At 64.3% G+C, this 8,057-nt stretch carries 7 protein-coding genes; 4 read left to right on the top strand and 3 right to left on the bottom strand.

Annotated features, from left to right (window positions below):
• The 4 genes from VF515_22870 to VF515_22855 form a co-directional block, all read left to right on the top strand.
• A partial coding sequence (locus tag VF515_22870; GenBank protein ID HEX7410471.1) for an ABC transporter ATP-binding protein occupies positions 1-1,007 on the top strand: 1,007 nt, incomplete at its 5' end.
• The gene (locus VF515_22865) at positions 979-1,719 is read left to right on the top strand and encodes an ABC transporter permease subunit (protein HEX7410470.1); all 741 of its coding nucleotides are present in this window, start codon (positions 979-981) and stop codon (positions 1,717-1,719) included. The genes VF515_22870 and VF515_22865, both read left to right, overlap by 29 nt.
• Entirely contained in the window at positions 1,720-3,165 is a 1,446-nt protein-coding gene (locus VF515_22860; GenBank protein HEX7410469.1) for a GldG family protein, read from the top strand.
• Between the two features lie 2 nt (positions 3,166-3,167).
• On the top strand, positions 3,168-3,722 hold the full coding sequence (locus VF515_22855) for a DUF4340 domain-containing protein (protein HEX7410468.1): 555 nt from the start codon (positions 3,168-3,170) through the stop codon (positions 3,720-3,722).
• A gap of 6 nt (positions 3,723-3,728) precedes the next feature.
• Here the strand turns inward: VF515_22855 and VF515_22850 are convergent, their stop codons facing one another.
• The 3 genes from VF515_22850 to VF515_22840 form a co-directional block, all read right to left on the bottom strand.
• Positions 3,729-4,520 carry an SDR family NAD(P)-dependent oxidoreductase gene (locus VF515_22850; protein ID HEX7410467.1) on the bottom strand — a complete coding sequence of 264 codons (792 nt, stop codon included), beginning with the start codon at positions 4,518-4,520 and terminating at the stop codon, positions 3,729-3,731.
• Between the two features lie 498 nt (positions 4,521-5,018).
• A complete protein-coding gene (locus VF515_22845) occupies positions 5,019-5,627 on the bottom strand; it encodes a glutathione S-transferase family protein (GenBank protein HEX7410466.1) in 609 nt (202 codons plus the stop codon).
• 115 nt (positions 5,628-5,742) lie between these two features.
• A complete protein-coding gene (locus VF515_22840; GenBank protein ID HEX7410465.1) occupies positions 5,743-7,896 on the bottom strand; it encodes a beta-L-arabinofuranosidase domain-containing protein in 2,154 nt (717 codons plus the stop codon).
• Between the last annotated feature and the right edge of the window lie 161 nt (positions 7,897-8,057).

Raw genomic sequence — 8,057 nt, 5'->3', positions numbered from 1 at the left:
GCAGCTTGACTAGGATAGCCCCGTTTATGATCAGGGCTGAGCAGCTGACCAAGTGTTTCGGGTCGTTCGCGGCGATCTCCGACGTCACCTTTCAGGTCGAACGCGGCGAGATTGTCGGTTTCCTGGGGCCCAACGGCGCCGGCAAGACCACTACCATGCGCATCCTTGGCGGTGTGTTTCCGCCGACCAGCGGGCGCGCCCTGGTTGGCGGCTACGATGTGGTGGCGGAACCGCTGCGGGCGCGCAGCATCGTCGGTTATTTCCCCGAGCGCGTGTCGCTGTACCTCGACATGACCGTGCGGGAGTACCTGCGGTACGTGGCCGAGATGAAGGGCGTCGAGCGCAGTCAGCGGCGCACGGACATCGAACGGGCATTGGAGAGCTGCGGTGTGGCGCACATGGCGCACCGGATCATCGGCACCCTCTCCAAGGGATACCGGCAGCGGGTGGGCATCGCGCAGGCGTTGATCGGCCAGCCGCGAGTGCTCATCCTGGACGAGCCGACGGCAGGGCTGGATCCCGAGCAGGTGGCCGAGATGCGCCGGCTGATTCGAGACCTGCGCGGCGAACGCACCGTCATCCTCTCCACGCACATCCTGTCGGAAGTGGAGGCCACCTGCGACCGGGTCATGATCATCAACCGCGGGCGCCTGCTGGCCGTCGATACACCGCACAACCTCAGCCAGCGCCTGCGGCAAACGTCGCAAATCTATCTGGAGGTGCTCGGACCTACCCAGGCCGTGGTCGACCGCGTGCGGGCGGTCCCTGGTGTCCTGCATGTCGAGCCCACCAGATCCGCGCCCGACGGTCTGGCCGCGCTCACCGTCACCACTGAAAAAGAGCGCGACCTGCGCGCTGAACTCGCCGCCTGCGTCACCGCACAGTGGCGGCTGCAAGAGCTCCGGCCGGTGATTCTATCGCTCGAAGCCATTTTCCTGAGCTTGCTCAATCCGGAGCAGAACGCTTCCCCCACGGACCATGAAATTCCTAGTCGTTTGTCGGCGTGAGCTGCGCTCTTATTTCAGTTCGTACATCGCGTACGTCCTGCTCGCCATCTTCCTTCTTCTGAGCGGGTACTTCTTCTACAGCGATCTGATCTTCTTCATCCTCTTCGGCGGCTACGTCCTGCCCACCGGCCTGTGGCAGTACGTGTTCCTCGACATGCGCTTGTGCGCCCTGCTGGTGTTGCCGCTGCTCACCATGCGGCTGTTCGCCGAGGAGAAGAAGCTGGGCACGATCGAGCTGCTGTGGACCTACCCGGCACGTGACGGCGAAATCGTCATCGGCAAATTCCTCGCCTGCTGGATCTTCTTCCTGATCACGCTGCTCGCCACCGCGGTCGGCCCGATCATCTTCTATTGCTTCTACCACTTCGCTGTCGGTCCGCTGTTGGCTGCCTATTTTGGCATCTTCCTGCTGGGGACCGCGTTCATCGCGTGCGGCTTGTTCATCTCCTCGCTGACGGAGAACCAAGTGGTGAGCGCCATGGGCACGTACGGCATCCTGGTGTTTTTTTGGTTCCTGACGTGGAACGAGGAGGCGACGAGTGAACACCTCATCCACGTCCTGCTGCGGCTGTCGCTGTTCGACCACTTCTACAACTTCTCGCGCGGCGTCATCGATACGCGCGACGTGGCGTTCTTTGCGCTCTTCACCGGCTTCTTCCTGTTCCTGACGCTGCAATCGCTGAGCGCGCGCAAGTGGCGGGGAGTGCGGTAAGTGCGCCTCACCCTGTTCGGTCACGCCTCCCGGCACGCCGCCTTGATGGCGCTGCAGGTCGTCCTCGCCGGCGTCCTGGTCTCCTGCTTGTTGCTGCTGGCGGAGCGCCACAATGTCCGCTTCGATCTCACCCCGACGCAAAGCTTTGTGCTCTCGGATGAAGCCCGCCGCGTTGCACAGGGACTGCATGTCCCGGTGCGGATCACGGTTTTCTACAACGGCCAGGATCACGGGCAGCGGCGCCAGAACGAGGACCTGCTGCAACTCTTCGGCGACGCCTCGCACATGGTCTCGTACCGGCTGCTGGATCTGGACCGTTCACCGGCGCTGGCGAAGCAGTATGGCATCAGCAGCTTCAACACCGGCGTGATGGAAGCGGAAGGCACGCTCCATACACTCCGGAACGTCGACGAGGAAGAAATCACCAACGGGCTGCTCAAGCTCACCCGCCACAAGCCACGCGCCCTCTGCTTCCTCACCGGACATGGCGAGCACAGCCCGCAGGATGCCGGCGACCGCAGCGGCTACAGCCAGGTGGCCAAGGCGCTCGAGAAGGAGAACTTCCAGATCACGGTCCTGACGACCCTGCCCGCCGACGGGGTTCCCGCCGGCTGCACGGTGGTGCTCCTGCCCGGTCCGACACACAGCCTGCTCCCCGGGGAGGCGGACCAGTTGTCGCGTTACCTGGACGGCGGTGGCCGGGTGTTCTTGCTGCTCGACCCCAATGCGCCGGAATCGGTGGTGCAGTTTCTGGCAGGCTTCAACATCCGCGCCGGCAACGACATCATCGTGGATGAGCGCAACCGTCTCTATGGCGCGGACAGCTTCATGCCCCGCGTGCCGATCTTCGACGAGAGCACGTTCCACAAGAACCTCGACACCGCCGCGGTGTTCGCGCTGGCGCGCAGCCTCTCACCGATTGAGGACACCGAGAACAAACGCCTCAAGGTCTTGCTGATCGCACTCACGAGCCCCGAGAGCTGGGCGCGGATTGACGACGGCACGGTGCCCGAAGGCACGGTGCGGTTTCGCCGTGAAAAGGACAAACCTGGCCCGGTACCCGTGGGCGTCATGGTGACGGACACTACGGAAGGCGACGGCGGGCCAAAGGGCGATACCGAGAAGGCAGCACCCAACGCCGCGGCCGGCACCGGTAAGATCGGTCGCATGATCGTGTTCGGAGACTCCGATTTTGCCAGCAATCTGTACCTCAACCTGCTCGGCAACAAAGACCTGTTCATGAGCAGCGTCGGGGTGCTGGCCGAAGACGAAGAGCTGATCGCCATCCGGCGCAAGGGATTGCCCAACAGTTCGCTTTCGCCCGTCTTTCTCACCGCCTGGCAGGGTCGATTCATCTTCTGGATCGCGGTGGTGGCTGAACCGTCGCTCTTCGCCGTGCTCGGCCTGCTCATCACCTGGCGCCGGCGGCGGCGGGGAAGCGCCTAGCCATGGGCTGGCGCGGCACGGCCATCTTGGCACTGCTGGTCCTCGCCGTGGGCACCTACCTCTGGTTCGAACCGGCGCCATCGCAAGACCTGTCCAGGCCTGACGAAGTTGCCAGGGAAGTTCCGACCCGGGAGCCGACGCAAGTGATGTCACCGCTGCTGGACTTCGCGCCGGCCGACGTCGTTGGGATCACGTTCGAGCGCGGCGGGCGCACGCTCGAGACCGAGCGGGTGGGCGGCAGTTGGCAAGAAACGGAACCGGCCGGTGCGATTGAGGACTTCCTGCGTACCCTCGGTCAAATGAGCCGGCTGGCGGAGATCCCCACCACCGGCGCCGAGCTGAAGGACTACGGTCTGCAACAGCCGCGGGACACCCTCCAGTTGCGGCTGCAAGACCATACCGAACCCCTGGTCCTGCAGATCGGCGATCGCAACCCTGCCACGACGGGGGTGTACGTGCGAGTGGGCCACGGTCCCGTGCTGCTCGCCGGGGCATTAGTGGAGTGGGAATTCGAAAAGGCCTTCAAGGCCCTGGCCAGACTGCGGCCCGAAGGCTGAGCGACACTACTCTCCCATCAAACGGCTGAAATTCGCCTGGCCGGTCGCCGCGGTCACCCCACCATCCACTACGAGGGTCGTGCCGGTGATATAGGAAGCATCCTCCGAGGCCAGAAAGGCCACCGCCGCGGCAATTTCTTCCGGCTTTCCCACACGCCCCATGGGCACCAGCCTGGCGTACTCTTCTCGTGCCGTCGGCAACATTAGTATCGGGTTGAGCAGCGGCGTCTCCACCGGTCCAGGGCATACGGCATTGATGCGGATACCGTCCCGCGCATAGTCGATCGCCGCGGTACGGGTCAGGTTAATCACGCCAGCCTTGGCAGCATTGTAGGCCGCCAAGCCATAGTCGCCGAACATGCCGGAAATCGAAGCCGTATTCACAATGACCCCGCCACCTCCGGCCTTCATGCGCGGGATGGCCGCTCGGATGCCGTAAAATACCGCGTCCAGGTCCACGGCGATCACTTGATGCCAGGTTTCAATGTCCAGGTCGGCGGTCTTCCCATACGCGCCGATACCCGCATTATTGAACAGGACATGCAGTGCACCGTGGCGGTCGACCGCCGCTTGGAGCAGTGCCTCCACTTCCGTTGCATTACGAACGTCGGTGCGGATGAATTGGGCCGTCGCACCCGCTTTTGACAGCTCTTCCGTGAGTTTCGTTCCCTCTGCTTCATTCACGTCGGCCAAGAGAAGGATCGCCCCTTCGCCAGCGAACCGCCGAGCCGTTGCCGCCCCGATCCCTGTCGCCGCACCCGTTATCACCGTGATTTTCCGAGCAAATCGTCCATTCATGGCAGCATCCTCCGGACGCGGACCGTACTGCTTCGCGGCCAGGCCGTCAAATTACCTCAGGCCTCGGAAGTCTCCACGAATATCGATTAAATCGGGGTTGAATCACGGACTCAGAGTGTCCATAATAGAGGCCATGAAGAAGGGCGCTCTGAAGAAGATGGATTCTCTTCGGCAAGTTCACATTGAAAGAGACGGCAAGCCATTTGTTGCCTGGGAGCCCAAGGACCGAGTATTGAGGGCGGCCCTGGGTCGCTGGACCGACCCGAAAGCGCTCTTGGGGCGGATTTATGCCGTCCAACACCCCGAAGAGATGGAGGTTCAGCAGGGAGGACCGGGCCGCCAGTGGCAGTCCACCTGGCGTGGCAGATTCACCTCGCCGCAGCGTGGGAGGCCTCGTAAAGCCGCTTAGCAACCCAGGCCGCGAGTCAACCGTCGACAGGCAATGATCGCGCACGGTGCGTACGATTCCACCCCGGGCGCTGCGCCCAGTGTTCCGATCTACACCGGCGGTCTGGTTTCCTTGGCGCTCGGCCGCTCCAGCATGCGCGCCGTCCACGCCGCCACCGCGGGTGGTGGGGTAACCTCGACGAGCGGGAAAAACTCCACAAAGGGCGTGTAGCAGACCTCGACCAAGCTGTAGCGATCGGCCACCAGGTATTCCTTGCCCTTCAACTGATTCTCGAGCACTTCGAGGTGCTTGTCGATCTCCTTCTTCGCCTGCGCCATGGCCTCTTCGTTCCAGCGTTCCTTGGGCAGGAAGCGTTTAGGAAAGATGATGGTACCGGTCTGCCGCGCCAGCTGCAGGTCACAGAGTTTCATGTGCATCGCCACCAACGCCCGGCCGCGCGGCTCGGCGGGAACGAGCGGCGGCGTCGGATGCGTCGCCTCCAGGTATTCCAGGATTGCCGTCGACTCGTACAGGACGAAGCCGTCCTCTTCGAGGGTCGGGACGCGGCCATAGGGATTCAGTGCCAGGTACGCGGGCGCGCGGTGGGCACGGGCCACCATATCGACCTCGACCAGCTCTGCCGGAATACTTTTTTCGATCAGGGCAATACGGACGCGGCGGGCGAATGTTGAAAACGGATGGTAATAGAGCTTGCGCATGGGACTCCTCCTTCTCTCAGGTGTCCTCGCTAGCACGCCGCCAGACCTCTGTCAGCACGCCACGAGCGCGCAACGTGTACTCTGCCTGGCGCAGGGGGCTTTCGAAGCCCGGCGGTTACGGGCCCGGCGTCTCCACCGGGGCACTCGACCGCGCCTGCGACAGCAGGGCGAAGCCGAGCCGGCCAGCAATAGTGAATGGCTTGCCCCAGTTGCCGAACTTCAGACCTGAGAGCGCGGCCTTCGCGCCACGCGTATATTCCGCCCGTGCATCGACGCGTCCGACGTAGGCCAAGGCCGGAAGGAAGCGAGGGTCGGCCGACGCATGGGGCGCGCCCACCGCGGCCGCGTAGCCTGCCAGCCACCGCCGAATGGCGGGGTCTTGGGTCACCGAATGGGTGTACGCCAATCCCTCCGCCAAGATCCCCACCTTCCAGTCTTTGATCTTGTCAGGCGCGTACGCGGCCATGCCTTTCTGGGCATACGCCCGCGCGGCGTCTCTATATTTGGCGTCGCCTGTGGCCTCGTACGTCGCCACCAGCGCAATCTGCGGCCAGCCCCATTGCCGAGGATTGCCCCGGGGCACGCCGGTCTGCAGGCGGTTGACCAGATAATCCGCGATACCGCGTGCCGCGTCCAAGCCACGCTCGTCGCCGGTGAGATAGTAGTAGGACAGTAGGCCTTCGGTCCACGTGTGGCCAATATCGACACCACCGAGCTCGAAGGTGAAGTGCAGGGGATTTTTCGGATGGTTCATCCCCGTCCAGTTCGGGCGCTCGTGGTCGTAGTAGATGTGGTCGACATCCATGAAGTGTCGCGCCGCCGCCACCATGCCTTCGTGGTACGCGCGCGCGCCGGTGGCGGCATACGCCAGCGCCAGCACCTGTGTCATGTCGTACTCCAGGTTGCCCCACGCGTCGCAGCCCTTGGTGGTGTCGTGGTACCCGGGATAGTTCCAGTCGCCCCAGTTGAACATGCCGAAGAATCCGTGGCGCGGGCGTTCGTGAGCCGGATCGGGACACTTCACGTAGCCGCTGTCATCCCACCGTTCCTTGGCGGCGCCCGCCTGATAGCGCTGGTAGGCGGCAGCCAGTTCACCGAGAAAGGGGTCGGCGGCAGGAGACGGTGCGACGCTGTTGCGCAGCGCGCCGGTGGCCACGATCCAGTTCGGATCCACCCAGGCGAGCACCGGCTCGGTAGCCGCGGTGAGCGTGATCTGCGGCGGCGGCTTTTTCCCGTGGAAATACAGCACCACCTCGTGGGTCTTGGCCGTGCCCATGCCGACCCTGGCGGGCGTCGCCTCCGGAGCCCACAGGTTGTACGTGATCCCGTTCGGCCGCAGGTTGAAACTCTGCGGATACTGCTGCCAAAAGAAGCGCGCCGCGACCGCGACGCCGTGCTTGTCGTCACCGACGTCGGCCCAGCCGGCTGCGTGCCCGGGCCGCGGCGCAGCCCCCACACGCAGCGTCTCGTTGTCCTCTTGAACCAGCGTGAAGCCGTCTGCCGTCAACTTCCCGGAGAACTCCGCCGCCTTTTCTTGGCCGGCGCGGTACCAAGCCCGGCCGCGCAACGCCAGCGGAATCGTCGCGCTGATCTGGCGGACGAACGTGTAGGACTCGGGGCTGTGCTGCTCGAAGGTATGGAAAATGCGGACGAAGGGCTGGTTGGCGAAGGCATCGACGCGGACAACGTAGTCGAACGCCGCCGCGTAATGCCCGCGGATCTCGATGCGAACTCGGAGCGGCCCGGATTCCGTGATGCTCACGGCGGTGGGGACCTGCGCGTCGACGCGCTTCCCATCGATGTTGAACGCCGAATCGATTGCGCCGCTGACGATCTCGTCGCCACCCAGCCGCGCCTGCTGCAACCAGGCGAAGCGGTCTTTCGGGACACTGAACTGCAGCGGGCCGGTATCCACATCAATGCGGTCGGCCCGCTCGCGCACCTTCACCCCCAACCCCGCAGCAACCGGCTCTCCGGCTGCCACGCGGTACCGGCACTCTTGCCGCGGCTGGAGATCCGCTTGCCAGTCCAGCAGGGCCCAGCGCACGCTCCCGTCGGACCAGCGGCTGAGCACGCGGCTCTGCAGCGGCGTTGACGCGTTCGCATCGTCAGTGATGACCAGCCGCGAGAGGTCACGCACGGCGCCGGACGGAAACGGCACCCCCGCCGTGATCGGCCAGTGATGGCGGGCCAGCCCCGACGGCTCCCGCACGCTGAGCACGAGCTGTTGTGGCCTTGGCACCGCGCCGCTCGGACCGGACGTACTCATCCGCGCCCAGCTGCATCCGCTGGTGAACAGCGTGTCCGCGCTCAGGAGCGCGGCAACGAGGAGAGTACCAGCCTGGAGTCTGGGACGACTGACACGGCGTAGAAGGCGTCCTTGTACCATGATGCGCAACCATCCGTTGATACCGGGGCGACGCCGTGGAA

This window comes from Candidatus Binatia bacterium, assembly GCA_036382395.1.
In the GTDB taxonomy this organism is placed as follows: domain Bacteria; phylum Desulfobacterota; class Binatia; order HRBIN30; family HRBIN30; genus JAGDMS01.
This window is presented reverse-complemented; position numbering and strand designations above follow the sequence as displayed.

What these genes read in the sequence shown, in the direction of transcription:
- VF515_22865 (HEX7410470.1), top strand. Translation starts at nt 979, where the DNA reads ATGAAATTCCTAGTCGTTTGTCGGCGTGAGCTGCGCTCTTATTTCAGT.
- VF515_22855 (HEX7410468.1), top strand. Translation starts at nt 3,168, where the DNA reads ATGGGCTGGCGCGGCACGGCCATCTTGGCACTGCTGGTCCTCGCCGTG.
- VF515_22845 (HEX7410466.1), bottom strand. Translation starts at nt 5,627, where the DNA reads ATGCGCAAGCTCTATTACCATCCGTTTTCAACATTCGCCCGCCGCGTC.
- VF515_22840 (HEX7410465.1), bottom strand. Translation starts at nt 7,896, where the DNA reads ATGAGTACGTCCGGTCCGAGCGGCGCGGTGCCAAGGCCACAACAGCTC.
- VF515_22850 (HEX7410467.1), bottom strand. Translation starts at nt 4,520, where the DNA reads ATGAATGGACGATTTGCTCGGAAAATCACGGTGATAACGGGTGCGGCG.